The sequence below is a fragment of the Caulobacter sp. FWC2 genome (genome assembly GCF_002742625.1).
Lineage (GTDB): Bacteria > Pseudomonadota > Alphaproteobacteria > Caulobacterales > Caulobacteraceae > Caulobacter.
This window is the reverse complement of the sequence record NZ_PEBF01000001.1, coordinates 5,096,290-5,122,761: the sequence shown is the minus strand read 5'-3', so window position 1 is coordinate 5,122,761 and position 26,472 is coordinate 5,096,290. Positions and strand designations below refer to the sequence as shown.

General features: G+C 67.8%; 20 protein-coding genes. 14 read left to right on the top strand and 6 right to left on the bottom strand.

Translation table 11 applies throughout. The annotated features are described in order from the left end of the window. Window positions 1–21: 21 nt before the first annotated feature. On the bottom strand, window positions 22–1,218 hold the full coding sequence (gene coaBC, locus CSW62_RS24130; RefSeq protein ID WP_099582449.1) for a bifunctional phosphopantothenoylcysteine decarboxylase/phosphopantothenate--cysteine ligase CoaBC: 1,197 nt from the start codon (window positions 1,216–1,218) through the stop codon (window positions 22–24). A 166-nt stretch (window positions 1,219–1,384) separates the two neighbouring features. On the opposite strand from coaBC, the gene CSW62_RS24125 reads away from it, so the two are divergent. After that, complete coding sequence (locus tag CSW62_RS24125; protein ID WP_099582002.1) at window positions 1,385–1,948, top strand: hypothetical protein; 564 nt, start codon at window positions 1,385–1,387, stop codon at window positions 1,946–1,948. A 2-nt stretch (window positions 1,949–1,950) separates the two neighbouring features. Here the strand turns inward: CSW62_RS24125 and ubiB are convergent, their stop codons facing one another. Together ubiB and CSW62_RS24115 are read right to left on the bottom strand one after the other, a co-directional pair. Continuing rightward, complete coding sequence (gene ubiB / locus CSW62_RS24120) at window positions 1,951–3,459, bottom strand: 2-polyprenylphenol 6-hydroxylase (RefSeq protein WP_099582001.1); 1,509 nt, start codon at window positions 3,457–3,459, stop codon at window positions 1,951–1,953. Window positions 3,460–3,612: 153 nt separating this feature from the next. After that, window positions 3,613–4,371, bottom strand: a complete 759-nt coding sequence (locus tag CSW62_RS24115) for a class I SAM-dependent methyltransferase (protein WP_099582000.1) — start codon at window positions 4,369–4,371, stop codon at window positions 3,613–3,615. A gap of 85 nt (window positions 4,372–4,456) precedes the next feature. Here CSW62_RS24115 and mutM point away from each other — a divergent pair, with 85 nt between their 5' ends. After that, a complete protein-coding gene (gene mutM, locus CSW62_RS24110; protein ID WP_099581999.1) occupies window positions 4,457–5,320 on the top strand; it encodes a bifunctional DNA-formamidopyrimidine glycosylase/DNA-(apurinic or apyrimidinic site) lyase in 864 nt (287 codons plus the stop codon). A gap of 1 nt (window position 5,321) precedes the next feature. On the opposite strand, the gene CSW62_RS24105 is transcribed toward mutM, so the two are convergent. Then, window positions 5,322–7,466 (bottom strand): hypothetical protein, encoded by a 2,145-nt coding sequence (locus tag CSW62_RS24105; RefSeq protein WP_158235486.1) that lies wholly within the window; start codon window positions 7,464–7,466, stop codon window positions 5,322–5,324. Between the two features lie 179 nt (window positions 7,467–7,645). Between CSW62_RS24105 and CSW62_RS24100 the strand changes: the two genes are divergently transcribed. The 3 genes from CSW62_RS24100 (at window position 7,646) to dnaA (ending at window position 10,805) form a co-directional block, all read left to right on the top strand. Continuing rightward, complete coding sequence (locus tag CSW62_RS24100) at window positions 7,646–8,434, top strand: enoyl-CoA hydratase (RefSeq protein WP_099581997.1); 789 nt, start codon at window positions 7,646–7,648, stop codon at window positions 8,432–8,434. 207 nt (window positions 8,435–8,641) lie between these two features. Next, window positions 8,642–8,917: a 30S ribosomal protein S20 gene (rpsT, locus tag CSW62_RS24095; RefSeq protein WP_004617408.1), complete on the top strand. Its 276-nt coding sequence runs from the start codon at window positions 8,642–8,644 to the stop codon at window positions 8,915–8,917. 403 nt (window positions 8,918–9,320) lie between these two features. Continuing rightward, window positions 9,321–10,805, top strand: a complete 1,485-nt coding sequence (gene dnaA, locus CSW62_RS24090) for a chromosomal replication initiator protein DnaA (protein ID WP_099581996.1) — start codon at window positions 9,321–9,323, stop codon at window positions 10,803–10,805. A 71-nt stretch (window positions 10,806–10,876) separates the two neighbouring features. Here dnaA and CSW62_RS24085 read toward each other — a convergent pair whose 3' ends face one another. Beyond that, window positions 10,877–11,488, bottom strand: a complete 612-nt coding sequence (locus CSW62_RS24085; protein ID WP_099581995.1) for an alpha-ketoglutarate-dependent dioxygenase AlkB — start codon at window positions 11,486–11,488, stop codon at window positions 10,877–10,879. 92 nt (window positions 11,489–11,580) lie between these two features. Here CSW62_RS24085 and CSW62_RS24080 point away from each other — a divergent pair, with 92 nt between their 5' ends. The 3 genes from CSW62_RS24080 to dnaJ all read left to right on the top strand — a co-directional run bounded on the left by CSW62_RS24080 (window position 11,581) and on the right by dnaJ (window position 17,814). Beyond that, window positions 11,581–14,268: a M1 family metallopeptidase gene (locus CSW62_RS24080; protein WP_099581994.1), complete on the top strand. Its 2,688-nt coding sequence runs from the start codon at window positions 11,581–11,583 to the stop codon at window positions 14,266–14,268. 329 nt (window positions 14,269–14,597) lie between these two features. Continuing rightward, window positions 14,598–16,496: a molecular chaperone DnaK gene (gene dnaK / locus CSW62_RS24075; protein WP_099581993.1), complete on the top strand. Its 1,899-nt coding sequence runs from the start codon at window positions 14,598–14,600 to the stop codon at window positions 16,494–16,496. Between the two features lie 160 nt (window positions 16,497–16,656). Beyond that, complete coding sequence (gene dnaJ, locus CSW62_RS24070) at window positions 16,657–17,814, top strand: molecular chaperone DnaJ (RefSeq protein ID WP_099581992.1); 1,158 nt, start codon at window positions 16,657–16,659, stop codon at window positions 17,812–17,814. Here the strand turns inward: dnaJ and CSW62_RS24065 are convergent. Further along, complete coding sequence (locus CSW62_RS24065) at window positions 17,811–18,293, bottom strand: energy transducer TonB (RefSeq protein WP_099581991.1); 483 nt, start codon at window positions 18,291–18,293, stop codon at window positions 17,811–17,813. The two genes, dnaJ and CSW62_RS24065, sit on opposite strands and share 4 nt — an antisense overlap. Before the next feature lie 130 nt (window positions 18,294–18,423). On the opposite strand from CSW62_RS24065, the gene mutS reads away from it, so the two are divergent. The 6 genes from mutS to truB all read left to right on the top strand — a co-directional run bounded on the left by mutS (window position 18,424) and on the right by truB (window position 26,465). Beyond that, window positions 18,424–21,141, top strand: a complete 2,718-nt coding sequence (gene mutS, locus CSW62_RS24060; protein WP_099581990.1) for a DNA mismatch repair protein MutS — start codon at window positions 18,424–18,426, stop codon at window positions 21,139–21,141. Window positions 21,142–21,220: 79 nt separating this feature from the next. Then, window positions 21,221–24,043 carry a [protein-PII] uridylyltransferase gene (locus tag CSW62_RS24055; RefSeq protein WP_099581989.1) on the top strand — a complete coding sequence of 941 codons (2,823 nt, stop codon included), beginning with the start codon at window positions 21,221–21,223 and terminating at the stop codon, window positions 24,041–24,043. Between the two features lie 59 nt (window positions 24,044–24,102). Then, window positions 24,103–24,270: a hypothetical protein gene (locus tag CSW62_RS26675; protein WP_199170684.1), complete on the top strand. Its 168-nt coding sequence runs from the start codon at window positions 24,103–24,105 to the stop codon at window positions 24,268–24,270. Window positions 24,271–24,349: 79 nt separating this feature from the next. After that, on the top strand, window positions 24,350–24,886 hold the full coding sequence (locus CSW62_RS24050; RefSeq protein ID WP_143324450.1) for a hypothetical protein: 537 nt from the start codon (window positions 24,350–24,352) through the stop codon (window positions 24,884–24,886). 149 nt (window positions 24,887–25,035) lie between these two features. Then, the gene (gene rbfA / locus CSW62_RS24045; protein WP_099581987.1) at window positions 25,036–25,530 is read left to right on the top strand and encodes a 30S ribosome-binding factor RbfA; all 495 of its coding nucleotides are present in this window, start codon (window positions 25,036–25,038) and stop codon (window positions 25,528–25,530) included. A gap of 2 nt (window positions 25,531–25,532) precedes the next feature. After that, on the top strand, window positions 25,533–26,465 hold the full coding sequence (truB, locus tag CSW62_RS24040) for a tRNA pseudouridine(55) synthase TruB (RefSeq protein WP_099581986.1): 933 nt from the start codon (window positions 25,533–25,535) through the stop codon (window positions 26,463–26,465). Window positions 26,466–26,472 lie beyond the last annotated feature (7 nt).

The window sequence follows — 26,472 nt, the reverse complement described above, 5'->3', positions numbered from 1 at the left end:
TTGTGTCCCGTCAGGCCAGTCTCAGGCGAGTGCCTGGGCGATTCGCAGGGCGATCTGGGCCGCCACCTGGTCCTTGGCCGCGCGGTCCCAGCGCTCGGTTCCTTCCTTGGTGATCAGCAGCACGGCGTTCTCGCCGCCCCCCATCACGCCCGGCTCGGTCACGTCGTTGGCGATGATCCAGTCGCAGCCCTTGCGGGCCAGCTTGGCGCGGGCGTGCGCCTCGACATGGTCGGTTTCGGCCGCGAAGCCGACGACCAGCTTGGGCCGCTGCGGGCCGGTCGCAGAGAGGGTGGCCAGGATGTCGGGGTTCTCGACGAAGGTCAGGGCCGGCGGGCCGCCCTTTTCCTTCTTCAGCTTGGTTCCGAAGGCTTCGTCCACGCGCCAGTCGGCGACGGCGGCCACGAACACGCCGACGTCGGCGGGCAGGGCGGCCTGGCTGGCGGCCAGCATCTGGCGGGCGGTCTCGACGTCGATCCGCTTGACCCCGACCGGCGTCGGCTGCGCCACCGGACCGGCGACCAGGGTGACCTCCGCGCCCAGCCTGGCCAGGGCCTCGGCGATCGCGAAGCCCTGCTTGCCGCTGGAGCGATTGGTGATGCCGCGCACGGGGTCGATCGGCTCGAAGGTCGGGCCTGCGGTGACCAGGGCGCGTTTCCCCGCCAGAGGCCGGGCGGCCGAACCTTCCAGCATCGCCATGATCGCCGCGAAGATCTCTTCCGGCTCGGCCAGGCGGCCCGGTCCGAACTCGCCGCAGGCCATGGCGCCCTCGTCCGGCCCGACGAAGCTGACGCCGTCGGCCTTCAGCGTCGCGATGTTGCGCTGGGTGGCCGGGTGCAGCCACATCCGCACATTCATGGCCGGCGCCATCAGGACCGGCTTGTCGGTGGCCAGCAGGGTGGTGGAGGCCAGGTCCCCGGCCAGGCCATGGGCGGCCTTGGCGATCAGGTCGGCCGTCGCGGGGGACACGACGATCAGGTCGGCCGAGCGCGACAGCTCGATGTGGCCCATCTCGTGCTCGTCGGTCAGCGAGAACAGTTCTTGATAGACCTTGTCCTCGGCCAGCGCCGCCAGGGACAGCGGCGTGACGAACTCCGCGCCGGCCTTGGTCAGGATCGGTCGCACGCCGATGCCGGCCTTGCGCAGCAGGCGGGTCAGAAGCAGCGCCTTGTAGGCCGCCACCCCGCCGCCGACGATCAGAAGAACCCGCTTCCCGCTCACGTCGCGCTCCGCATCCACGTCAATCTCGTCCGCTGCACATGCCCACCCTCGGCCCAAAGCGCCAGAGGCAATTCGAGTGGCAATCGCAGGGCGAAGATAAGGACTCGACTCCCGTTCCGCTTTCGTTCAGTAATCGTATAGATAGAGTTGTGGGGAAAATACGATCATGAAGGTTGTACGACATATCTCGGCGGGCGTCGTGGCCGCGCTCGGCCTGATGAGCCTCTCGGCCTGCGATAGTGGGGCGTCCGCAGTCAAGGCGCCCAAGGCTGGCGAGCGCGCCAGCGTCGAGGCGGGGTCTCCGGCAGAGACAGCGGACGGCGGCAGAGGCGAGGGCGCGCGCAGCGCCGATCCGCGCGATGCGCCGGTCAAGCTGGTGGCCGGCAAGCCGTACTGGGCCGCCAATCGCACCCGCACGGCGGAGGAGAACGCCGAGCGCTCGTTCCAGAGCAACGGCAAGACCTTCGACGCCAGGTCGACCGACGACTATGTCGCCAAGGTCCACGCCTTCGTCAGCGACCCGCCCAAGGGGGCCGAAACGCTGAAGCGCTCGAATGGCGACCTGCTGATCTACGATCCCAAGGGCAATGTCTTCGCGGTGGTGTCGCGTGAAGGCGCGCCGCGCACGATGTTCAAGCCGGACGAGGGCGCGGCCTACTGGGATGAACAGAAGACCCGCGAGGCGCGTCGGGCTTCGGCGGCCAAGCGCCGGGACCAGGCGGACGGGTAGGCCTACCGCGCCAGCAGCAGGCCCGTCACGAACGCCGCGCCGGCCGTCGCCGCGCCGACCAGGAACCATAGCAGGGGCCAGGTCTGGTCGCGCTCGACCTTGGCCGGGACCGCAGCCGGCGGGGCTTCGGCCAGGCGGGCCAGGGCGCGGATGGCGCGCAGGGCTTCCTCGGCGAAGTCGCGGGCCTTGGCGGCGGGCGAGAGCTCGCGGCCGATCCAGCGGCGCACCACCGGGTCGGCGGCGGCCCACAGGTCGTGGGTCGGGTCGATGCGGCGGGCCACGCCCTCGACGGTGACCATGGTCTTCTGCAGAAGCACCAGCTCTGGCCGCAGGGCCATGTCGAACAGGGCGGTGATTTCGAACAGCTGCGCCAGCAGCCGCCCCATCGAGACCTCGCGGGCGTTGCGTCCGAAAACGGGCTCGCCGACGGCGCGCAGGGCTTGGGCGAAGGCGTCCATGTCCTGATGGGCGGGGACATAGCCGGCGTCGAAATGGATCTTGGCGATCCGCGCATAGTCGCGGTTCAGGAAACCGTATAGGATTTCGGCCAGGTAGCGCCGCTCGCCAGGACCCAGGCGGCCGACGATGCCGTAGTCGACGGCGACCACCTCGGCCGGCGCGGCGACGAACAGGTTGCCCTCGTGCAGGTCGGCGTGGAACAGGCCATGGTCCAGGGCCTGGGCGAGAAAGCCGCGCGTGACGTTCTCGGCTAGGGCCTTGCGGTCCAGACCCGGCAGCGCGAGCGCGGCGGCGTCGGACAGGGGCGTTCCTTCGGCCCAGGTCAGGGTCAGGACCCGCTTGCCGACGCCTTCCCAGCAGACCAGCGGCGCGCGCATATAGGGATCGACCGTCATGGCCTCGCCCAGCTCGGCGCAGCCGGCGGCCTCGAAGCGCAGGTCCATCTCCAGGTCCAGCGACCGGATCACCACCTCGACGAATTCGGTCGGGCGCAGGCGGCGCGCGGCGGGAGCCAGTTTCTCGGCCAGGCGCGCGGCCAGGCGCAGCACGGCGCTGTCCTGGGCGACCTGGCGCTCGACACCGGGACGCAGCACCTTCACCGCGACCTTGCGGCCGTCGAGCAGGGTGGCCGGATGGGCCTGCGCCAGGGAGGCGGCGGCGACCGGCTCACCGATCTCAAGGTAGACCTCGCTCAGCGGCTTGCCGAGATTGCGGACGATCTCGGCCTTGGCTGTTTCCAGCGGGAACGGCGCCAGGCGATCCTTCAGGTGCGAGAGGTCCTCGGCGAAGGCGGTCCCGAAGATGTCGGCCCGCGTCGACAGGAACTGGCCCATCTTGATCGCCGCCGGACCCTGCTTTTCCAGAACCCGCGCCAAGCGCTCGCCTGGCCGGCCGCGCTTGGCCGCGCCGCCGGCGAACAGGCGCAGCAGCCGGCCCGCCAGCTTGGCGGACGGCGGCAATTGCGGCTCGACCTCGCGCGGGATCAGGGCGTCGGCCCGGACCAGGGCCCAGCCCGCGCCGGTCAGACGTAGGAGCGCGGAGACGTTTGTCACTTGGCGCGCCCCTTCCCTTCACCCCGATCTTCCCGGCGAATGCCGGGATCCAGATACAGCCTGAGCGCTGACCAAACCTGGCGCAGCTCAGCCCTATGATCTGGGCCCCGGCATTCGCCGGGGAAGTCGGGAGAAAAAAACGCCATCAGCAAATCAGAGCGCCCAACCCTGGTGCAGGGCCGCGACGCCGCCGGTGAAGTTGGTGAAGGTTACCCGCTTGAAGCCGGCGTTTTCCATCATGCCGGCGAAGGTCCGCTGATCGGGAAAGCGGCGGATGCTCTCGACCAGGTACTGATAGGCCTCGCGATCCTTGGCGACCCACTCGCCGACCTGCGGGATGACCTTGAAGCTGTAGGCGTCATACGCCTTGGCCAGCGCCTCGGTCACCGGCCGCGAGAACTCCAGGCACAGGAAGCGGCCGCCCGGCTTCAACACCCGGCGCGCCTCGCGCAAGGCCGCGTCGATGTCGGTGACGTTGCGGATGCCGAACGAGATCACATAGGCGTTGGCGTAGTTGTCCGGCAGGGGCAGGCGTTGGGCGTCGCCGACGGTCCAGGTGATCTCCGGTTCGCCGCCGCGCTCGATGCCGGCCATGATCATCTCGGCATTGTAGTCGACGATGTTGATCGTCGCGTCGGGGCCGCCGCGCCGCTCCTGGGCGCTTCGGGCCATCTTGGCGAAGCGGCGGGCCATGTCGCCGGTGCCGCCGGCGCAGTCGATGATGACCTCGCCGGGCTGCGGGTTGAGGCGCGCGGCCACGGCGTCCTTCCAGAGCCGGTGCACGCCGCCGCTCATCAGGTCGTTCATGATGTCGTAGTTCTTGGCGACGCGGTCGAACACGCCGCGCACCATCCCGGCCTTCAGCGAGGCGTCGACATCCTTGAAACCGAAGCTGGCGGAGGTGTTGCTCATGACGTCCTTGGGCCGCGCTCTTACTATATGAACGTCCGCTATTAGCTTGCGCCTCGCGCCGCGTCATCGCCTTAAGGAATGATCCTTGCCCGAATTGCCCGAAGTCGAGACCGTGCGACGTGGTCTCGAGCCTGTCCTGTCCGGCGCGCGCCTGTCCCGTGTTCGCGCCAACCGGCCTGACCTGCGCTTTCCGCTGCCGGAGGGCTTCGTCCAGCGGCTGACCGGCGCGAAGATCCTGCGTCTTGATCGCCGCGCCAAATATATCCTGGCCCCGCTGGACCGGGGCGACACCCTGGTGATGCATCTAGGCATGACCGGCCGCTTCGAGATCGCCGCGCCTGAAGGAACCGTGCGCCCCGGCGACTTCGCCCGCGAGGTCACGCCGGACGACAAGCACGCCCACGTCGTCTTCGAGACCGAAGAGGGCGCGACGGTCACCTATTACGACCCGCGCCGGTTCGGTTTCATGGACCTGATCCCCACCGATCGCGTCGGCCATCATCCCTGGTTCGCGACCATGGGACCCGAGCCGCTGGGCGAAGGCTTTGACGCCAAGACGCTGGAAAAGGTCTTCGCCAACCGCAAGCAGGGACCCAAGACCCTGCTGCTGGATCAGCGCACCGTCGCGGGCCTGGGCAATATCTATGTCTGTGAGGCGCTGCACCGGTCGCGCATCTCGCCGTTCAATCCGTCGGGCGGGATCGCGAAGAAACGGCTCGGCCCGCTGACCACGGCGATCAAGGAGGTGCTGGCCGAGGCCGTCGAGGTCGGCGGCTCGACCCTGAAGGACTTCGCCGCCGCCGACGGCGCGCTGGGCTACTTCCAGCACCGCTTCCGCGTCTATGACCGGGAGGGCGAGCCGTGCCCGACGCCGGGCTGCCAGGGCGTCATCGCCCGCCAGGTCCAGGCGGGGAGGTCGACCTTCTTCTGTCCGGTCTGCCAAGTATGAGCTAGCCGCCGCCGAAGATGAACTCGGTCTTATAGTAGCCGGCGGCCGGATCGAGGATGTTGACCGCGTATGGTGCGGACCCGTCGGCTAGGTCGGTCAGCCAGGCGTCGTTCGAGCGGGCCATCACGCCCAGGTTCTCGGTAGCCGCCGCCGCCAGCAGAAAGCCTACCATCGCCGCCTTGGTCCCCATGCCCTCTGGCCCGTCGCCGCCGTAATAGGCGAGATAGTCCACGCGCGTGTCGATCAAGCTATGGACCTTGGTGTCGCTGGGCGTCCCGCCGAAGATCGCCGCATAGGCCTTCTTGGTCGCGTCGAACAGCGACAGGTACCGGTATCCGCCGAGGAAATTGTCGGCGCCCTCACCGTTCTTGCCCAGGTTCACCGCGAAGTTGATGTAGCGGTTCACGACGTCGAACTTGGCGTAGTAAGCGCTGTTGAGGTTCGTGGCGTTCGGTCCCGTCGGCGCGATCAGAAAGTCGACGCCGATCTGGCTGGGAACCTTGCCCGTGAAGAACTGGTAGCTCATCGAGGCCACCGAGGTCGTGGCGTCGGCAGCATCGACGATGGCCTTTGTCACCTGGTCGTCCGACAGTTGGCCGGCCTGCCACTGGGTGAACAGGGTCTGAGACAAGGTCTCGCCCGCGCCGCCTGCGGGCAGCCTCAGGATGTTGGACACCCGCGCCGAGACTTCCGTGGTTGAGGGTGTGGCCGCGAAGGCGAGGGTCTCGATGCTGGTCAGATGGTCGACGCCGTCGGGAGACCCCGCGCGCAGGTCGGTCACGGTAATCGATCCGTCGCCGCTGGTGACCACTCGATAGTCCTGGATCGTCCCGGCATAGCGGACGGTGTCCTTGCCGGCGCCGCCGTCAATGGTGTCGTCGCCCGCCCCGCCGCTGATGATGTCGCCGCCGCCACCGCCGACCAGCACGTCATCGCCGGCCCCACCCGAGATCGTGACCGAGCCAAGATAGGCGTTTCCGACCGTGATCTTGTCGTTCTGGGCGCTGCCGGTGATCGAGCCGATCGCCTCGACCTCTTTGATCGAAAGGCCGCCGGCGGTGAATTGGCCGTTCTTGAAGGTGCTGAGGTCCAGGTTCAGGGCCGCTGCACCCGCCACGAAGTGGACCGTGTCGGTCCCGAAGCCGCCGGTCACCTTGTCGGCGCCGACGCCAATATAGAAGGTGTCATCGCCGTCGCCGCCGTCGAGGATGTCGTCCCCGGCCCCGCCATAGAGGATGTCCGCGCCGTCAGACCCTTCTAGCGTAGCGCCGGTCGCGCCCGCTTTGAGCACGTCGGCCCCGACGCCACCGACTACCCGTTCGATGCTGGTATAGGTCTTCTGCTGTCCGGCGGGGCCCTGTGCGGTGGCCACGGACAGGTCCACGGTGGCGCCCGAGAAAGCCCAGTCTCCGGAATTGAAGAGGCCGAAGTTGACCGTGTCGAACCCATCGCCGCCATCGACGATGTCGTCGCCATTGCCGCCCACTAGGACATCGTCGCCGGCCCCGCCGCGCAGGACGTCGTTGCCGTTGTTGCCGTACAACGTGTCCGCGCCGACGCTGCCGGTGAGGACGTCGTTGAAGGCTGAGCCGTCAACGCTTTCGATGTCGATCAGGGTGTCGTTTCCCCATCCGGTCGCCTGGGGGCCGGACTTCGAAAGATCGACCGTCACGCCATTGGTCGCATCGGCATAGCTGGCTTCGTCGCCCCACTGACCATTGGCGCCGCCGTCGAGGATGTCGTCGCCCAGGCCGCCGTAGAGCGCGTCGTCGCCACCGCCGCCGCGCAGGACGTCATCGCCTCCGTTTCCGACGAGGCGGTTCGAGAGGTTGTCCCCGGTCAGCCGATCGGCGAAGGCGGAGCCTAGCAGCCTTCCGATAGACTTCAGGGTGTCGGTCCCTGCACCGCCCGTGAATTGTGGACCGGTGAGGGTCAGGTCAACCGTCACCCCGCTTGTAGCGTGGGTGTAGTCGGCGGTGTTGGAGCCCGTTCCGCCATCCAGCAGATCATCGCCGGGACCGCCCTCGAGGATATCGTGGCCTTGGCCGCCCCGGAGGATGTCATCGCCCTCGAGCCCGATCAGCGTGTCGTTGACGGGGCTGCCGTCGATCGTGTCGTTGCCCGACGTACCGGTGAAGACGCCCATGCCGAAACCCCTTGCCCAGAAGCGCGCGGAAAGATGCAAAGCTGCGACGCCACTCGAAATTGAGCCAACGTCTGGCCTAAATCGGAGGAGGTGGTCAAGAGTCATGAGCCGGCCGCCTAAAGGGCTCCCCAACGCCGTCCTCCTCTCTATAACTGCAGCGTTCAAACAGGAGACCCGCGATGGCCGAGCACCAGACCCTGATCGTCGAAACCCCGGACAGCGCGCCCGGCGTCGTCCTGATCCGGCTGAACCGGCCCGAGGCTCTGAACGCCCTCAACACCCAGCTGCTGGGCGAGCTGGCGCAGGCGCTGGCGGTAGCCGAGGCCGACGATAATGTGGGCTGCATCGTGCTGACCGGCTCGGCCAAGGCCTTCGCCGCCGGCGCAGACATCAAGGAGATGTCGGACAAGACCTACGCCCAGATGTTCAAGGCCGACTTCTTCACCGCCGGGGCCCGCGCGGTCGAGCAGTGCCGCAAGCCGATCATCGCCGCCGTCGCCGGCTACGCCTTGGGCGGTGGCTGCGAGCTGGCCATGATGTGCGACTTCATCCTGGCGGCCGACACCGCCAAGTTCGGCCAGCCCGAGATCACCCTGGGCGTCGCGCCCGGCATCGGCGGCACCCAGCGCCTGACCCGTTTCGTCGGCAAGTCCAAGGCCATGGACATGATCCTGACCGGCCGGATGATGGGCGCTGAAGAGGCCGAGCGCTCGGGCCTGGTGTCGCGGATCTTCCCAGCCGACACGCTCATCGACGAGGTCCTGGCGGTCGCCGCCAAGATCGCCGCCCAATCGCCGCTCGCCGTGGCCATGAACAAGGAGCTGGTCGAGGCCGCCTATGAGACGACCCTGACAACAGGCGTGGCGCTGGAGCGGCGCCTGTTTCACTCGCTGTTCGCCTTCGAAGATCAGAAAGAAGGCATGGCCGCCTTCGTCGAAAAACGAAAGCCGACATTCAAGGGCGCGTGATCCGTCGCTTGTCCTTTTCCGCATGAGCGTCGCCGGACCCGGGTTCCAGTTCCGGCTGTCACGCTTGTGAAACGATTGCGTCGGGATCGCCCGCAGGAATCCGCCTGTGGACCGTTGACCCCGGCCAGCGCTTCCCGTATATCCGCGCGCTCTATTTTCCCTGCTTCGCGGCCGCCCGCGTGGCTGTCCGTTTGAAGGTCCGACCTAATGGCCAATAATCCCGGCGCCAAGAAAGCGATCCGCAAGATCGCTCGCCGCACCGAAGTCAACACCGCTCGTCGCTCGCGCGTGCGCACCTTCCTGCGCAAGTTCGAAGACGCCATCGCAAAGGGCGATGTGGCCGTCGCCAAGGCCGCTTTCGTGGAAGCTCAATCGGAGCTGATGCGCGCGGTTTCGAAGGGCGTGGTTCACCCCAACACGGGCTCGCGCAAGGTGTCGCGCCTGGCCGCGCGCCTGAAGAAGCTGGATAAGGCCGCGGCCTAGTCCAACTTCTGGACGAACGACGTTCGTCTAATGATTTCAAGTATTTACAAAAGCCGATCAGGTCCGCCTGGTCGGCTTTTGCTTTGAATCCAATGCTCTATTCCTGCCGTAGCAATCTGTGATCTGAGCAGCTGTCTTAGCTATTCCCTTGCCGGGCGAGGGGCTCTCGCGAGTCAACAGAAATATCCGAACTCGGACGCAAGTTTTCCGTTTGACCGGCCCCCTCCGGTAGCTAGTTTAAGCGTCTCAGCGCTTCTCCAGTCTTGGAAAAAACGAGGCGGCGGCGGACCCATTGCGTTCGCCGGGTAAGAACCTGTGTGCGTTGAGTGAACCGGCCGTACGCCATGGGGGGCGGGCGGCAGGAATGGTAGCGGCGGTTGTTTTTGTGCGAGGCGGTGGACGAATGACGATGAAGGGCGGGGTGGCCAGCCAGGACTTCTCGACAGCGATCGCGGCGGCGGTAGAGCCGGCGACGAGCGTGTGGTTGAAGGTTTGCGTGGCTTTGAAACGCGAGCTCGGCGATGCGGCCTTCGGGTCATGGATCGCCCCTGCGGCTCTGCGCGAGGCCGCGGCCGGCGATGTCGTCCTGGTCACGTCGACGGGCATCGCCCGTGACTGGATCCGTCGTAGCGCCTGGCGTCGCATTGGCGAGCTGTGGGCCGCCAACGACCCGACCGGGCGTCGCATCGACCTGAAGTCGCGCCTTGAGTTCGAAGCGGCGCTGGTTGGCAACGGCGGCGCCTATGTCGAGGCCGCCCCGAAGGCCGTGGTCGCCGAACCCATCGAGATCGTCCTGCCGGTGTCGACCGACGCCCCGGCGATCATGGCGCCCATCACCAAGTCGACCCGCACCCAGGGTCTGCAAGAGCGCTTCACCTTCGAGACCTTCGTCCCGGGTCCCGCCAACGAGTTCGCCCACGCCGTGGCGCGCCGGATCGCCAACTGGGCCGACGGCCACTTCAATCCCGTGCTGTTCCACGGCCCCTATGGGTTCGGCAAGACCCACCTGCTGAACGCCCTGGCCTGGGAAGCCATGCGCAACGCGCCGGAAAAGCGCGTGGTCTATCTGACCGCCGAGCGCTTCCTGTCGACCTTCGTGCGCGCCCTGATGGATCGCCAGACGGCGGCCTTCAAGGAAGAGCTGCGCGCCGCCGACCTGCTGATCATCGACGACGTGCATTTCATCGCCGGCAAGCAGTCGACCCAGGAAGAGCTGTTCCACACCCTGACCGCCCTGGTCGGCGAAGGCGGCCGCGTCGTGTTCTCGGCGGACCGCCCGCCGTCGGCCATGACCGAGATGGACGCTCACCTGCGCTCGCACCTTTCCGCGGGCCTGGTCTGCGGCCTGGAGCCGGCTGACCGCAATCTGCGCCTGGGCATCCTGGAACGTAAGATTCAGACCCTGGCCGTGGCCCACGGCTTCGAGCCGACCATGCGTCCGGACGTGCTGCAGTTCCTGGCCGACCGTTTCACCGACAGCGTCCGCGAGCTGGAAGGCGCGCTGAACACCCTGTCGGCCCGCGCCGGCGAAGGCCTGTCGCGCATGACGCTGGACGAGGTCCAGGCGATCCTGCGTCCGCACCTGCGGTCGGGCGAGAAGCGCATCACCATCGACGACATCCAGAAGGCGACGTCCGAGCACTACGGCATGAAGCAGGCCGATCTGCTGTCGGAGCGCCGCAACCGCGCCATCGCCCGTCCGCGTCAGGCCGCCATGTGGCTGGCCAAACAGCTGACCACCCGTTCGCTGCCGGACATCGGCCGTCGCTTCGGCGGTCGCGACCACACCACGGTGCTCCACGCCGTGCGCCGTATCGAGGCCCTGCGCGCCGAGGACAGCACCCTGAACCACGACCTGGAAGTGATCACGCGTAAGCTGCGCGGCTGATCCGACTTCAGATCGTCGCCGACAAGAAGGCCGCTCCGAAAGGGGCGGCCTTTTTCGTTGTGGGCGAGGCTCTACAGGGCGCGTCTAAGCGTCAGGTTGATCCGGCCACCGCCGGGTACCAGGCTCGACGAACCCGCCAGGATACGGTCGACGCCGTGGAAGGCCAGGCGCGCCGGTCCGGAGAGTCGGCAGACATCGCCGGAGCCCAGCCGCAGGCTCCGCGTCGGGTCCTTGCGCGAGGTCCCGCCGATCCGGAACACCGCCGTGTCGCCCAGCGAGATCGACAGCACCGGAAAGGCCGTGTCGGCCTCGTCGCGATCCTGGTGAAGACCCATGCGGGCCTCGCCGCGATAGAGGTTCACCAGGCACGAGTCCGGCGGGGTGTCGGGATCGCCCAGCGCGCTCCAGAGTTCCAGTAGCGCGGGCGGCATGGCCGGCCAGACCTGGTCCGTGCCCGGATGGCGTTCAGCATAGCGGTATCCGGTCTTGTCGCTGGTCCAGCCCAGCGGTCCGAAGGCGGTCATGGCCACGCTCATCGCCTTTCCATAGGCGGTGTTGTAGTGGGCGAACGGCGCGGCTTCGGCGGCGGCCATCACCGCGTCGACCAGCGCGCGCTGGGCCGGAAGGTCCAGCAGGCCGGGCCAGAGGTCGAAACCGGGAACGACGGTGAGGGGCTGAAACATTACTGAAATTTAAGACGCGCCATAGGGACGGAAGGTGTTGGTTTGCGCCTCCGGCGAGGGGGCCGGACTATTTTTCCATATCAGGACCGTACATGCGTCGTCTTATGTCCTCCGCGGCCGTCGCCGTGATTTTGTTCGCCTCTGGCGCGGTGTCCGCCGCGACCGCCGCCAAGGCCCCAGCCAAGCCTACCGCCGCCGTCCAGGCCGGCAGCAAGGGCGCGACCTTCGCCTCGGTGACGACCCAGCTCCCGCGCGCTGTCCGGCCCACGCACTATGACCTGTCCTTCACGCCCGACGCCGACAAGATGGCCTTCTCCGCCAGCGTGAAGATCGCCATCGAGGTCGTCGAGCCGACCGCGACCGTGACCCTGCAGGCGGCAGACCTGGCGTTCTCCAAGGCCGAGATCGCCGGGGTCGGCGCGGCCTCAATGACTGGCAAGGTCAAGGTCGACGACGACGCCCAGACCGCCAGCTTCACGTTCGCCAAGGTCCTTCCGAAGGGCAAGTACGTCCTGGCCCTCGACTATACGGGCAAGATCTACACCCAGGCCGCCGGCCTGTTCGCGCTGGACTACGAGACCGAGACCGGCAAGAAGCGCGCGATCTACACCCAGTTCGAGAACTCCGACGCCCGCCGCTTCATCCCGTCGTGGGACGAGCCGTTCTACAAGGCCACCTACACCGTCGAGGCGACGATCCCGACCGGTCAGATGGCGCTGGGCAACATGCCGATCGCGTCCTCGAAGGACCTCGGCGGCGGCAAGACCCTGGTGAAGTTCGCGACCTCGCCGAAGATGTCGACCTACCTGCTGTTCTTCGGCCTGGGCGAGTTCGACCGCGCCTCGGTCAAGGCCGCCGGCGTCGATGTCGGCGTGGTCACCAAGAAGGGCGACACGCCCAAGGCCGCGTTCGCACTCAAGGCTGCCGCCGATATCCTGCCTTGGTACAACGACTATTTCGGCACGCCATACCCGCTGCCGGTGCTGGACAACATCGCCGCCCCCGGCCGCAGCCAGTTCTTCAGCGCCATGGAGAACTGGGGGGCGATCTTCTATTTCGAATACGCCATGAATCTCGATCCGAAGATCTCGACCGAGAGCGACAAGCAGACCGTCTTCACCACCGTGGCCCACGAAATGGCGCACCAGTGGTTCGGCGACCTGGTCACCATGGCCTGGTGGGACGACCTGTGGCTGAACGAGGGCTTCGCCTCGTGGATGGAAGGCCGCGCGACCGAGCACTTCCACCCCGAATGGAACTCCGCTCTGGGGTCGGTTGGCGGTCGTGAGTACGCCATGAGCCTGGACGCGCTGTCGACCACGCACCCGGTGGTGCAGCACGTGACCACCGTCGAGCAGGCCAGCCAAGCCTTCGACGGCATCACGTACCAGAAGGGCGAGGCCGTCATCCGTATGCTGGAAAGCTATGTGGGTCACGACGCCTGGCGCGACGGCGTGCGCGCTTACATGAAGAAGCACGCCCACGGCAATACGGTCAGCGACGACCTGTGGTCGTCGGTCGAGGGCGCGGCCAAGAAGCCGATCCTGGCCATCGCCCATGACTTCACCCTGCAGCCGGGCGTGCCTCTGATCACTGTCGATGCGGCGACCTGCGCGGCCGGCAAGACGACCCTGACGCTCAGCCAGTCCGAGTTCAGCAAGGACGTCCCGGACAAGAAGCCGCTGCTGTGGCGTGTTCCGGTCACCGTTCAGGCTGTGGGCGGCGGCGAAGCCAAGACCCTGGTCACCGGCGGCAAGGGCTCGGTCACGGTCGATGGCTGCGGCCCGGTCGTGGTCAATGCCGGCCAGAACGGCTACTTCCGCACCCAGTATGGCGCCGAGCGTTTCGGCGGCATCGTTCAGAGCTTCGCCAAGCTGCCGGCGATCGACCAGTTGGGCGTGATGAGCGACGCCTGGTCGATGGGCCTGGCCGGCTACCAGCCCGCCACCGACTTCCTCGACCTGGCCAAGGCCACGCCGGCCGACGCCGACCCGCAGGTGTTTTCGAAGATCGCCGGCGTCTATTCGGGCATCGACAACTACTACGAAGGCATGCCGGCCGAGCGCGCCGCGTTCCGCAAGCTGGCCGTGGCCAAGCTGCGCCCGCTGCTCGCCAAGGTCGGCTGGACGGCCAAGGCCGGCGAGCCCGACCGCATCGCCATCCTGCGCGGCGAGTTGATCGGCACTCTGGGCGGCCTGGGCGATCCGGAGGTCGTGGCCGAGGCCACGCGTCGGTTCAACGCCGACAAGACCGACCCGTCGGCCATCCCCGGTCCGCTGCGCAAGACCATCCTCAGCGTCGTGGCCCGTCACGCCGACGCCGCCACCTGGGACGCCATCCACGCCCAGGCCCTGGCCGAGAAGACCCCGCTGATCCGCGCCCAGCTGTTCTCGCTGCTGGCCTCGGCCGAGGATGAGGCCCTCGCCAAGAAGGCGCTGGAGCTGGCCCTGACGCCGGAACCAGGCGAGACCCTGTCCAGTTCGATGATCTCGCGGGTGGCGGGCGGTCACCCGGACATGACCTTCGACTGGGCTGTAGCCCACAAGGACGCGGTCAACGCCAAGGTCGATTCCACCTCGCGCACCCGGTTTATCCCCGGTCTGGGCGCCAGCTCGTCGAACCCGGCCATGGCGGAGAAGATCAAGGCCTGGGCCGCGGCCAATCTGGCCGAGGGATCGCGCAAGGAAGCCGACAAGGCCGCCGCCTCGGTGCTTAACCGCGCCAAGATCCGCGAGCAGCGCCTGCCGGCCATCACCGCCTGGGTCGGCAAGAACGGCTAAACGCCGGATAACGCGTTATATTTCTTGGCCGCACTCGGAAGGGGGTGCGGCCATTTTTCTTGCCCAAAACGCCAGATTCCCCCTCGCCGCATGGGGTTATGGCCTTGCGCCCTGTCCCCTATCCCCCATATCCGGCTTCGAAGCGGGGTTGACGGGCTCGTCAACTTCGCACAACGCATTTCGCCCCCTCGGTTTTCGTCGGCGGGACGGGATGTGGAACCAACCGTAGAGCGTACGAACCCATCGGGGACGGGAACGAGAAAAACCGGGGCGCTTCCGAGAAGGCCCTCGTCACCACCGTCCGCCTAAAGGAGCGAACAGGTACCAAAATGAGCAAGATTATCGGCATCGACCTGGGCACCACGAACTCGTGCGTGGCCATCATGGACGGCAAGAACCCGAAGGTGATCGAGAACGCCGAAGGCGCTCGTACGACTCCGTCGGTCGTCGCCTTCATGGAAGATGGCGAACGCCTGGTTGGCCAGCCGGCCAAACGCCAGGCCGTGACCAACCCGACCAACACGCTGTTCGCGATCAAGCGCCTGATCGGCCGCTCCGCCAGCGACCCGGTGGTCGAGAAGGACAAGGGCATGGTGCCCTACGAGATCGTCAAGGGCCCGACCGGCGACGCCTGGGTCAAGGCTCAGGGCAAGGATTACAGCCCGCAGGAAGTGTCGGCCTTCATCCTGCAGAAGATGAAGGAAGCCGCCGAAGCTCACCTCGGTGAGCCCGTGACCAAGGCGGTCATCACCGTCCCGGCCTATTTCAACGACGCCCAGCGTCAGGCGACCAAGGACGCCGGCAAGATCGCCGGCCTGGAAGTCCTGCGCATCATCAACGAGCCGACCGCCGCGGCCCTGGCCTACGGCCTGGACAAGAACGACGGCAAGAAGATCGCCGTCTATGACCTCGGCGGCGGCACCTTCGACGTCTCGATTCTGGAAATCGGCGACGGCGTCTTCGAGGTGAAGTCGACCAACGGCGACACCTTCCTGGGCGGTGAAGACTTCGACCTGCGGATCGTCGACTACCTGGCCGACGAGTTCAAGAAGGAGCAGGGCGTCGACCTGCGCAAGGACAAGCTGGCCCTCCAGCGCCTGCGCGAAGAAGCGGAAAAGGCCAAGAAGGAGCTGTCCTCGACGGCTCAGTACGAGGTCAACCTGCCCTTCATCAGCATGAACGCCTCGGGTCCGCTGCACCTGAACATCAAGCTGTCGCGCGCCAAGCTGGAAGCCCTCGTCGACGACCTGATCGCCCGCACCATCGGTCCGTGCGAACAGGCCCTCAAGGACGCCGGCCTGAAGAAGAGCGACATCGACGAAGTGATCCTGGTCGGCGGCATGAGCCGCATGCCCAAGGTCCAGCAGGCGGTGCAGGACTTCTTCGGTCGCGAGCCGCACAAGGGCGTGAACCCCGATGAAGTCGTGGCGCTGGGCGCGGCCGTCCAGGCCGGCGTGCTGCAAGGCGACGTCAAGGACGTGCTGCTGCTGGACGTGACCCCGCTGACCCTGGGCATCGAGACCCTGGGCGGCGTGTTCACGCCGCTGATCGAACGCAACACCACGATCCCGACCAAGCGCTCGCAGACCTTCTCCACCGCCGACGACAACCAGTCGGCCGTGACGATCCGCGTGTTCCAGGGCGAACGCCCGATGGCCGTCGACAACAAGGTCCTGGGTCAGTTCGACCTGGTCGGCATTCCGCCGGCGCCGCGCGGCATCCCGCAAATCGAGGTCACCTTCGATATCGACGCCAACGGCATCGTGCAGGTCCACGCCAAGGACAAGGCGACCAACAAGGAGCACTCGATCCGTATCCAGGCCAATGGCGGCCTGAGCGACGCGGACATCGAGCGCATGGTCAAGGAAGCCGAGGCCAACAAGGCTGCGGACGAAACCAAGAAGAAGCTGGTCGAGGCCAAGAACCAGGGCGAGGCGATCCTGCACTCGACCGAGAAGGCCCTGGCCGAGCACGGCGACAAGGTCGGCGCGCCTGAAAAGACCGCGATCGAGACCGGCATCACCGAGCTGAAGACCGCCCTGGAAGGCGAAGACGTCGAGGCCATCCAGGCCAAGACCCAGGCGCTGATCCAGGCTTCGATGAAGCTGGGCGAAGCCATGTACGCCTCGCAGCAAGGGGCCGAAGGCGCTGACGGCGCCGAGGCCGCGGACGATGGCGTCGTCGACGCCGAGTTCGAAGAAGTCGACGACAACAAGCCGGCGAACTAACCGCCATGCGCGCGCTGCGGGACATTCTGCTGAAGTCTGTTCCGCGGCCGCGACCTCTTGCCGCTCCGCCCGAGACCGCCTTGCGCCGGGCCGCGCGCACTCCCACCTCTTCCTTCATCAACGCCACTTTCGTGGGCCTTTTGGGCGCCAGACGCTGACGATGCGCGACTATTACGAAATCCTCGGCGTGACCAAGACCATCGATGACGCTGGTCTGAAGTCCGCGTTCCGCAAACTGGCGATGGAACACCACCCCGACCGCAATGGCGGCTGCGAGCAAGCCACCGGGCGCTTCAAGGAAATCAACGAGGCCTATTCGGTCCTCTCCGATCCGCAGAAGCGCGCAGCCTATGACCGCTTCGGCCATGCCGGCGTCAACGGACAGGGCGGCGGCGCTGGCGGCTTCGGCGGCCAGGGCTTCGACGCCGGCGACATCTTTAACGACGTCTTCGGGGACGTGTTCGGCGAGATGTTCGGCGGCGGTCGTCGCCAGTCGAACGGGCCCCAGCGCGGCCAGGACCTGCGCTACGACCTGGAGATCGCTCTCGAGCAGGCCTATGCCGGCGCCGAGGTCGAGATCAAGGTGCCCGCCGCCATGACCTGCGAGGTCTGCGAGGGCTCGGGCGCCAAGCCCGGCACCAACCCCACCGTCTGCGGCACCTGCGGCGGCGCCGGCCGGGTCCGCGCCACCCAAGGCTTCTTCGCGGTCGAGCGCGGCTGCCCGCGCTGCGGCGGCTCGGGCCGTCTGGTCCTGGATCCTTGCACCAACTGCCACGGCCACGGCCAGGTGCGCCGCGAGCGCATCCTGTCGGTCCGCATCCCCGCTGGCGTCGACGACGGCGCCCGGATCCGCCTGGCGGGCGAAGGCGACGCTGGCGCGCGCGGCGGTCCGCGCGGCGACCTCTACATCTTCCTGTCGGTGATACCGCACGAGCTGTTCGAGCGAGACGGTCTGGACCTGCTCTGCACCGTGCCGGTGCCGATGACCACGGCCGCCCTGGGCGGCGAGATCGAGGCCCCCTGCCTGCTGGGCGGCGAGACCTGCGACGGTGAGTGCAAGATCACCGTCACCGTTCCTGAAGGCTCGCAGACCGGCAAGACCGTCCGCCTCAAGGGCAAGGGCATGCCGTCCCTGCGCAGCCGCCAGCGCGGCGACCTGGTGGTCGAACTGTTCGTCGAAACCCCGACCCACCTGTCCGCCCGTCAGAAGGAACTGATCCGCGAACTGGCCGGCCTATGCGGCGAAAAACAGAACCCCAAGTCCGCCAACTTCGTCGGCAAGGCCAAGAGGTTCTGGGAAGAGGTCACGGGGAACTAGGGTTTTCCCTTCGGACGCCTTTCCGCCGCGCGGGTGTTGTAGCGATCCAAGCCCCAGATCAACACCAGCAGCAGGGTGAGTGCGATGGCGGCGACGCCAGCCGCCGCGCCCATCATGAACTGCATGGCCTCCTTGTCCGGCAGGATCATCGCGCGCGTCTCCGGGGGGCGGAAAACGAGTGGGATCGTCACAGAGGCCGGCGGCCCGTTGAGATCGGGCTTGGTCATCTGGAACTTCGACGCCATCTTCAGCGCCGCGTCGCCGAAGTGCTCGCCGGTCGGCGATTCCTCCAGGACCATGCAGCCGTCTAGCCGCCCGTCGACCATTACGTCGCACCTGATCGTCGCCTTGCCGGAGATGTCGTGCCGCGCCGCGCGCGCTGGATAGTACTCGGCCAAATCCTGGCCGGAGGGCTTCACCAGCCAGTCGGGCCGGTGGATGATCGTGCCGGCGGGGGGTGGTGGCGAGACTGTGATCATGCGGCAAGCTCAACCGGGCGTCGATAGCCCGTCAAGCGGCTTCGGAAGTTGGCCGCACAGTGTTTCGTCCCCCGATTTCCTTAACGCCGACTCTTAACGCGAGGCGCGACGCTCTGTACTTTCCGGCGCCATGAACGCCCACGCGACGCCGACCCCTGCCCACCTGCTCGACCCCACTGGCGCGACGCCGGTGATGCAGCAGTTCTTCGAGATGAAGGCGCGGCAGCCCGATGCGTTGATCTTCTTCCGCATGGGCGATTTCTATGAGCTGTTCTTCGATGACGCCTACAAGGCCGCCGCCGCTCTGGGCATCAGCCAGACGTTCCGGGGAACCCACAACGGCCAGCCGATCCCGATGGCCGGCGTGCCGCAACACGCGGCCGAGGCCTATCTGTCCAAGCTGATCCGCATGGGCTTCAAGGTCGCCGTCTGCGAGCAGATGGAAGACCCGGCCGAGGCCAAGAAGCGCGGCTCCAAGTCGGTGGTCCGCCGGGACATCGTCCGGGTGGTGACGCCGGGCACCCTGACCGAGGACGGCCTGCTGGACGCGCGCGGCGCCAACCGCCTGGCCGCCGTCGCGATCCGCGCGGGCCAGGCGGCGGTGGCCTCGGTCGAGCTGTCGACCGGCGAGGTCGAGGTGTTCGCCGTGGCCAATGAGGCCGTCGCCCCGATCCTGGCGGCCCTGGCCCCGTCCGAGACCCTGGTCGCCGACCGCCTGCTGTCCGACGACGCCCTGTCTCAGACCCTGAAGATCTGCGGCGGCCTTGTGCAGCCGATGCCCTCGGCGCTGTCGGAGCCGCAGGCTTCGGAAGCGCGGGTCAAGCGCCTCTACGGCGTCGACACCCTGGACGGCTTTGGCGGGCTGACCCCGGCCGAGATCGGGGCGCTGGGCCTGATCGCCGCCCACCTGGAAATGACCCAGGCCGGCAAGCTGCCGGCCCTGCGGGCGCCGCGTCGCGCGGCGGAAGCGGACGTGATGGCCATCGACCCGGCCACGCGCGGTAGTCTGGAGATCGACCGCACCCAGACGGGCGGCCGTGACGGCTCGCTGCTGGCGGTGATTGACCGCACCGTGACCTCGGGCGGGGCCCGGATGCTGGCCTCGCGCCTGGCTCGGCCGCTGCTGGACGTCGCCGCCATCGACCAGCGCCTGGACGCCGTGGCTTGGTTCGTCGAGCATCGCCCTCTGCGCCAGCGCCTGCGGGAGGTGCTGAAAGGGTCGGGCGACATGGCCCGCGCGCTGTCTCGTCTGGCGCTGGGCCGAGGCGGGCCGCGCGATCTGGGGTGCCTGCGCGACACCCTGAAGTGCGGCGAGCGCCTGGCCGGTATGGCGGGCGGGGCTCCCGATCCGCTGTCGCCGCCGCCGTTCGAGCTGGAGCACGCCTTCAAGGCGCTGACCCCCTCGCTGCACGAGGGCCTGTCGCAATTCCTGAACACGCTGGAGCAGGGCCTGGGCCCTGATCTGCCGGCCCTGGCCCGCGACGGCGGCTTCGTCGCTGCGGGCATCCGGCCGGAGCTGGACCAGGCGCGCGGCCTGCGCGACGACAGCCGCAAGGTGATCATCGCCCTGGAAGCCCAGCTGATGGCTGAGAGCGGCGTGCCGCTGAAGATTCGCCACAACGGCGTGCTGGGCTACTTCGTCGAGGCCACGGCCGGCAAGGCCGATCCGCTGTTCCAGCCGCCGCTGAACGCGACCTTCATCCACCGCCAGACCCTGGCCAACCAGGTGCGCTTCACGACGGTGGAGCTGGCCGACCTTGACGCCCGCATCGCCCAGGCCGCCGAGCGGGCCCTGGCCATGGAGGTCGCCGCCTTCGAGGACTGGCGCGAACAGGCCCGCGCCCACGCCGACGCCATCCAGATCGCCGCCGAGGCCCTGGCGCGCCTGGACGTGGCCTCCAGCCTCGCCGAATGGGCCGAGGACTCCGGCGCGGTGCGGCCGATCGTCGATATGTCCTACGCCTTTGACGCCAAGGGCGCCCGCCACCCGGTGGTGGAAGCCGCCGTCAAGCGGGCCGGCGACCCCTACACCCCCAACGACTGCTGCCTGGACGCCTCGGGCGAGACCGGCGCGCGGCTGTCGATCGTCACCGGCCCGAACATGGCCGGTAAGTCGACCTTCCTGCGCCAGAACGCCCTGCTGGCGATCCTGGCCCAGTCCGGCTGCTACGTGCCCGCCGCCAGCTTCCGTCTGGGCGTCGTCGACCGGCTGTTCAGCCGCGTCGGCGCGGGCGACGACCTGGCACGCGGCCGCTCGACCTTCATGATGGAGATGGTCGAGACCGCCGCCATCCTGACCCAGGCCGGGCCGCGCAGCCTGGTGATCCTGGACGAGATCGGCCGGGGCACGGCCACCTATGACGGCCTGGCCATCGCCTGGGCCTGCGCCGAGGCCCTGCACGACACCAACAAGAGCCGCGCCTTGTTCGCCACGCACTATCACGAGCTGGCGACCCTGGAAGAGCGGATGGCGCACGTCTCCAACCTCTCCCTGCGGGCCAAGGAGTGGAACGGCGACCTTGTCTTCCTGCACGAGGCCGCGCCGGGGCCAGCTGACCGCTCTTACGGCGTGCAGGTGGCCAAGCTGGCCGGCGTGCCGACCCCGGTGGTGATCCGCGCCCGCGAGGTGCTGGACCGCCTGGAGAGCAAGGACCAGTCGCCGGCCAAGCTGGACGACCTGCCGCTGTTCGCGGTGAGTCAGGCAGTCGTCTCGACGTCCATGGGGGCGCCCGCCAAAGCGGCGCCGAGCGTCGTCGAGGACTCTCTGGCCGACCTCGATGTTGACGGAATGAGTCCGCGCGAGGCCCTGGAAGCCCTCTATCGTCTTAAGGGTCTGCTCAGGGCCTAGAGTCTTTAGTGGCAGCGTGACGGTCGCCAAAACCGGCTTCCACTTTTGGCTGTCACGCTGTGGTAACCATATCTCCATCATGCCTCGTCGCCTTCGCCCCACCCGCCTGGAACACGTCGTCGACGGGCATGCCCTGCGTGCGCGTCTGTCCGCCGCCGCCCTGGACGCCATCGGCAACGAGGCCGAACAGCGCGCCCGGGCCATCGACATCCTTAAGCAGGCGCTGTTTCGCGGCCGGATGATCGCCAAGGAGCGGCTGGAGAACGGCGCCAGCGGCGTCGAGACCGCCCGTCTGATCAGCGGCGTCACCGACGAGGTGATCACCGCCCTCTATGACTTCACGACGGTGCACGTCTTCCGGGCCCGCAACCCGACCGAGGGCGAGCGCCTGTGCCTGCTGGCCGTCGGCGGCTATGGCCGGGGCACCCTTGCCCCGTTCAGCGACATCGATCTGTTGTTCCTGCGGCCCTACAAGCAGACGCCGCACGCCGAGAGCGTGATCGAGTTCATGCTCTATGCGCTGTGGGACCTGGGCTTCAAGGTCGGCCACGCCTCGCGGACCATCGAGGAGTGCGTGCGTCTCTCGAAGGAAGACTTTACGATCCGCACCTCGATCCTGGAGGCCCGCCGCCTGACCGGCGACGAGCGCCTGGCCGCTGAGCTCAAGCGCCGTTACCGCGACGACGTGATGAAGGGCACGGGCGCCCAGTTCGTCGCCGCCAAGCTCAAGGAACGCGACGACCGCCAGGCCCGGGCCGGGACCAGCCGCTACATGGTCGAGCCCAACGTCAAGGAAGGTAAGGGCGGCCTGCGCGACCTCCACACCCTGATGTGGATCGCCGAATATCTGCACCCGGTCGACCGTCCGGAGGACGTCTTCAAGATGGAGGTGTTCTCGACGCGCGAGACCAAGGCCTTCATCCGCGCCTTCGATTTCCTGCACGCGGTGCGCGCCCACCTGCACTTCACGACGGGCCGGCCCGAGGAGCGGCTGACCTTCGATCTGCAGCCGGAAATCGCCCGCCGCATGGGCTATGGGGACCGGGGCGACGCGCCGGCGGTCGAGCGCTTCATGCGCCGCTACTTCCTGATCGCCAAGGAGGTCGGGGCCTTGACCCGCGCCTTCTCGGCCAAGCTGGAAGCCGAGCATTTCAAGAACGAGCCCAAGGGCATCTCGCGGTTCCTGCCGGGCGGCCGTCCCAAGCGCAAGGCCTTGGACGTCGAGGGCTTCTTCGAGGACAACGGTCGCCTGAACATCGACGGGCTGGCGGTCTTCGAGGCCGATCCCGTCAACCTGATCCGCCTGTTCAAGATCGCCGACGAGCGCGACCTCGACCTGCATCCGGACGCCTTCACAGCGGTGACCCGGAGTCTGTCGCTGATCACCTCCAAGGTGCGTCGCGCCCCCGAGGCCTGCCGCGCGTTCCTGGACCTGCTGGCGCGGGGCAAGCGCAGCTATCGCACCCTGACCCTGATGAACGACGCCGGGGTCCTGGGCCGCTTCGTGCCGGAGTTCGGCCGGATCGTGGCCCAGATGCAGTTCAACATGTACCACTCGTACACGGTGGATGAGCACACCCTGCGGGCCGTCGGGCTGATCGGCGACATGGCCGCCGGCCGGCTGGTCGACGACCATCCGCTGGCCGTCTCGATCATGCCGCTGATCGAGGACCGCGAGGCCCTGTTCCTGGCCATGCTGCTGCACGACACCGGCAAGGGCGGGGTCGGCGGCCAGGAGAAGGCCGGCGCCCGCGCCGCCCGCAGCGCCTGCGAGCGGATGGGCGTGGACCGCACCAAGGTCGAGCTGGTCGCTTGGCTGGTCGAGAACCACCTGGTCATGAGCGACTTCGCCCAGAAGCGCGACGTCGCCGACCCCGGCACCGTCGCCGCCTTCGCGCGCATCGTCGAGAACCCCGAGCGCCTGCGCCTGCTGCTGGTTATCACTGTCGCCGACATCCGCGCCGTCGGGCCGGGGGTCTGGAACGGCTGGAAGGGCCAACTGCTGCGCGAGCTCTACAACGCCACCGAAGCCGTTTTCCGGGGTGGGCGCGGCAGTGACGCCGCCGCTAACGTCCTGCGCCACCAGGAAAGCCTGGCCGAGGCCGCCCGCGCCACGCTGCTGGAGATCGATCCGGCCGCCAAGGGCTGGGTGTCGGCGATGGAAAACGCCTATTTCAGCGCCTTCCCGCAGGACGAGCTGTTCGAGCACGCCGCCCTGGCCCGCCGCGCAGCCATCCAGGGCGGGGCCGCCGCCGAGGGCCGGGTGCAGCAGGGCCAGAACGCCGCCGAGATCGTGGTCGCGGCCAAGGACCGTCGCGGCCTGTTCGCCGACCTCGCCATGGCCATCTCGGCCCTGGGCGGCAATGTCGTCGGGGCTCGGGTCTTCACTTCCCGTCAGGGCCAGGCGCTAGACGTCTTCTACGTCCAGGACGTGACTGGCGCGCCGTTCGGCTGCGAGAACCCCCGCGCCCTGCGCCGCCTGGCCGACGCGCTGGAAGCGGCCGGCAAGGGCGAGCCGCTGGGCGTCGAGCCGCGCCGGGGCTCCGAGCAGTCCCGCGCCGCCGCCTTCTCGATCGCGCCGACCGTGACGGTCGACAACGAGGCCTCCAACGACGCCACGGTGGTCGAGGCCTCGGGCCGCGACCGGCCCGGCCTGCTGCACGCCCTGGCCAAGACCCTGGCCGACAACGGCCTCTCCATCCAGTCGGCCCATATCGACGGCTATGGCGAGCGGGCGGTCGACGCCTTCTACGTCCAGACGCAGGAGGGCGGAAAGCTGACCGAGGCCCGCAAGGTCACGGCCGTCAAGGCCGACCTTCTGGCGGCCCTGGAGGAGAACGAGGCCTCCGCGCCGGGCTCCCGCCTGGGCCTGAAGCGCGCGCGGGCCAGCGTGGCGCGGTAAGGGCGTCTTGCGGGCGTCATGGATCACCGTCTAGACTCGCCCCGCAAACGAGGAACGACATGAAGCCGCCCATCAAGCGTCTGGCCGACCTCAAGCCCGCGTCGACCGCCGAGACCTATGCCCGACCCACGCCGAAGGTGGCGCGGCGTCAGACCGCCAAGGTGCTGACGCCCGCAGAAAAGGCTGCCTTCCTGGCCTCGCGCCCGGACCTGTCGTCGAAGTCCTGAGCCAATTCCGGATGGACGCGGATCGACATCGCCGGGCCGGCTGCTTAGACCTTTCCTAAAGGTTGAGTGCGGGGGCGGTATGGCGAAGGGTACTACGGTGACGGCGAGGGGCGAGGCCGCCGAGGCCTGGGCGCTTTGGGACAAGCTAAAGCGCCTGTTCCCGGCCTGGAACCTGTTCCTGGAGGCGTTCTATACGCCCGGCGCCTGGGGCTACATGGGCGTCGACTTCCTCAACGGCTTTCGCAAGAACCCTTCGACGGTAAAGGCCTTCGCGCTGCTGGACGGGATCGACGACGCCACGTTCGACGCCCTCTCGGCCCTGGCCAGCCTCAACGCCCGTCGTCACGACCAGATGGTGCGGGCGGTGGTGGTCTTCTACCTGACCGTACCGTTGACCATCGCGGCCATCATGGCGGACCTGGCGGGCGACAGCATGCTGAGCTTCATTCGTCAGCACAGCACCGTGGCGATCCAGGTCGCGGCGGGCGTCACCCTGGGTCCGATCTCCTACCTTCAAGGTCAATGGCGCTCACGCCAGATCGTCGGGGTTCTGGACCTGATCCGCATCGAACGCGGCCAGGCGCCGTTCACGGCGCTGGAGTTGCGGGAGGAGTAGGGGGGCTCGGCAGGAACACCCCGCGGGGCTTGGGCGGGAGAAGGAGACCGGACTGGACTTCTAGCGTTTGGAAGCCTAGACACCCCGCCTTCCGATTTTCCCCGCGACCGGCGTTCGATCCGCCGGCCGGGCCACAAGGATTCCGCGCCATGAAGCGCCTATCGGGCCCCAAAAAGGCCGAAACCAAGAAGGCCTCCCCGACGGGCCCTTCGCAACGCCAGCTCCGCGCCGGCGAACTGATCCGCCACGCCCTGGTCGATGTCTTCCGCGAGGAAGGCCTGGCCGACCCGGTGCTGGTCAACGTCTCTTTCACGGTGTCGGAAGTGCGGATGAGCCCCGACCTGCGGCACGCCGTCTGCTTCGTCGAACCCCTGGGCGCCGGCTTGAAGGGCGAGGCTGGCCGCGGGGATGAGGACATCAAAGAGGTCATGAAGGCCCTGAACCGGGGGGCTAGCTTCCTGCGCGGGCGCCTGGGCAAGGTGATCGACATGAAGTTCACGCCGGACCTCAAGTTCATCCACGACGAAAGCTTCGGCGCGGCGGCCTATATGGACCGCCTGTTCGACGATCCGCGCGTGCAGCAGGACGTGCGCACCCTGGCGGACGTCCAGGGCGACGATGACGACCAAGGGGACGAGGCCTAGGCATGGCGCGCCGCAAGAAGGGCGACGCCGTCTCGGGCTGGATCTGCCTGGACAAGCCCTATGACCTTACCTCGACCTCGGCCGTCAGCCGGGTGCGTCGCGCCTTCAACGCCCAGAAGGGCGGCCACGCCGGCACGCTGGACCCTCTGGCCACGGGGATCTTGCCCATCGCCCTGGGCGAGGCGACCAAGACCGTTCCGTTCCTGATGGACGCCGACAAGGCCTATCGCTTCACCATCGCCTGGGGCCGCGACACCACGACCCTGGATCGCGAGGGCGAGACGACGGGAACCTCCGACGTGCGTCCGACCCGGGAGCAGGTCGAGGCCGCCTTGCCGGCCTTCATCGGCGAGGTCGACCAGATCCCGCCGAACTTCTCGGCCATCAAGGTCGACGGCGAGCGCGCCTATGACCTGGCCCGTGACGGCGTGGAATTCGAACTGCCGACCCGCAAGGTCAACATCTTCGACCTGAAGGTTGTCGAGCAGGCCGACGCCGACCACGTCACCCTGGAGATGGAATGCGGCAAGGGCACCTATGTCCGGGCCGTGGTCCGGGACCTGGCCAAGGCGCTGGGAACCTGCGGTCACGTCGCCGACCTGCGCCGGACACGGGTGGGCGGGTTTGCCGAGGCGACCTCGATATCGCTGGAAACCCTTGAGAATTTGAGCTATGAGGCCCGGCTGTCGGAGGCATTGCTTCCGGTCGAGACCGCGCTGGACGACATCCCGGCGTTGGCCGTGACCGACGAAGACGCCTTCCGGCTTGCACAGGGACGCGCCATCGTCCTGCTCCCGAGGCAGGTAGAAACGCTGAAAGCCGAGCTCACGCCCGGCGATCGCACCGTTTCCGCCATCTCCGGCGACAGGTTGGTGGCCCTGTGCGAGATGCGCGCCGGAAAGCTCAATCCGGTGCGGGTCTTCCAACTCACCTGAGCGGAGA

Coding starts and splice junctions, on each gene's coding strand:
- CSW62_RS24125 (WP_099582002.1), top strand. CDS start 1,385: ATGAAGGTTGTACGACATATCTCGGCGGGCGTCGTGGCCGCGCTCGGC.
- CSW62_RS24115 (WP_099582000.1), bottom strand. CDS start 4,371: ATGAGCAACACCTCCGCCAGCTTCGGTTTCAAGGATGTCGACGCCTCG.
- CSW62_RS24105 (WP_158235486.1), bottom strand. CDS start 7,466: ATGGGCGTCTTCACCGGTACGTCGGGCAACGACACGATCGACGGCAGC.
- CSW62_RS24100 (WP_099581997.1), top strand. CDS start 7,646: ATGGCCGAGCACCAGACCCTGATCGTCGAAACCCCGGACAGCGCGCCC.
- rpsT (WP_004617408.1), top strand. CDS start 8,642: ATGGCCAATAATCCCGGCGCCAAGAAAGCGATCCGCAAGATCGCTCGC.
- dnaA (WP_099581996.1), top strand. CDS start 9,321: ATGACGATGAAGGGCGGGGTGGCCAGCCAGGACTTCTCGACAGCGATC.
- CSW62_RS24085 (WP_099581995.1), bottom strand. CDS start 11,488: ATGTTTCAGCCCCTCACCGTCGTTCCCGGTTTCGACCTCTGGCCCGGC.
- CSW62_RS24080 (WP_099581994.1), top strand. CDS start 11,581: ATGCGTCGTCTTATGTCCTCCGCGGCCGTCGCCGTGATTTTGTTCGCC.
- dnaK (WP_099581993.1), top strand. CDS start 14,598: ATGAGCAAGATTATCGGCATCGACCTGGGCACCACGAACTCGTGCGTG.
- dnaJ (WP_099581992.1), top strand. CDS start 16,657: ATGCGCGACTATTACGAAATCCTCGGCGTGACCAAGACCATCGATGAC.
- CSW62_RS24065 (WP_099581991.1), bottom strand. CDS start 18,293: ATGATCACAGTCTCGCCACCACCCCCCGCCGGCACGATCATCCACCGG.
- mutS (WP_099581990.1), top strand. CDS start 18,424: ATGAACGCCCACGCGACGCCGACCCCTGCCCACCTGCTCGACCCCACT.
- CSW62_RS24055 (WP_099581989.1), top strand. CDS start 21,221: ATGCCTCGTCGCCTTCGCCCCACCCGCCTGGAACACGTCGTCGACGGG.
- CSW62_RS26675 (WP_199170684.1), top strand. CDS start 24,103: ATGAAGCCGCCCATCAAGCGTCTGGCCGACCTCAAGCCCGCGTCGACC.
- CSW62_RS24050 (WP_143324450.1), top strand. CDS start 24,350: ATGGCGAAGGGTACTACGGTGACGGCGAGGGGCGAGGCCGCCGAGGCC.
- rbfA (WP_099581987.1), top strand. CDS start 25,036: ATGAAGCGCCTATCGGGCCCCAAAAAGGCCGAAACCAAGAAGGCCTCC.
- truB (WP_099581986.1), top strand. CDS start 25,533: ATGGCGCGCCGCAAGAAGGGCGACGCCGTCTCGGGCTGGATCTGCCTG.